Source organism: Mycobacterium sp. E3298 (genome assembly GCF_001666895.1).
GTDB lineage: Bacteria > Actinomycetota > Actinomycetes > Mycobacteriales > Mycobacteriaceae > Mycobacterium.
This window is the reverse complement of the sequence record NZ_LZJB01000325.1, coordinates 1-624: the sequence shown is the minus strand read 5'-3', so window position 1 is coordinate 624 and position 624 is coordinate 1. Positions and strand designations below refer to the sequence as shown.

Annotated in this window: 1 pseudogene; it reads right to left on the bottom strand. The window is 67.1% G+C overall.

Annotation, left to right across the window (positions count from 1 at the left end):
- Positions 1-107: pseudogene (locus tag A9X05_RS29800) on the bottom strand (PPE domain-containing protein); the annotation flags it as partial.
- Positions 108-624: the final 517 nt, after the last annotated feature.

Sequence of the window (624 nt, the reverse complement as noted above, 5' to 3'; positions counted from 1 at the left end):
ACCATCGACGACGACGCCGGACCCACCCACGGACCCGACGTCAACTCCGCAATCACCGAGCTATACCCACTGGCCGCCGCAGCCACCTCAGCAGCAATCTCATCCCACCCTTCGCCGGATAACCTCCGGGTCGGCAGCGTAGGAACACGCTTTAGCGCGCGAAAAGTGCTGCGCTAAAGCGTGTTTCGCGTTTGCGCCCAAGAACCGACTCGCGGCGGAGGCCTTGCCCACGCCCCCGGCCGGCCCCTGTCCGGGCCGACATCGCCGCGGCCTTTATTGCGACCGGATTTTTTGTCCAGCGCCCACGTCGATCCGCCCCGGCTGCGCGGGATCGCTTATCGGCCGTGATCCGCCCGGCACCCGTTCCCGCAGGTAGGCGTGCACACGGCGAACGCGGGCGGCCGCCGGCCCGGCCGTTGCGCTGTCCGCTGACCCGCTGGAACGGGGCGCCTCCCACCCGGACCGTCGAGTCACGGGCAGCGAGAAGACGGGGCGGCGCTCTAGCCTTCGCAAGCAAGCGCATCGCTTGAAGCCAGCTATCTAAAACACTCGCGAGGGAAACACATGGTTCGAGCCGGGGGGTTCGTAGGTGTTTGACTTCGGGGCGTTACCGCCGGAGATCAA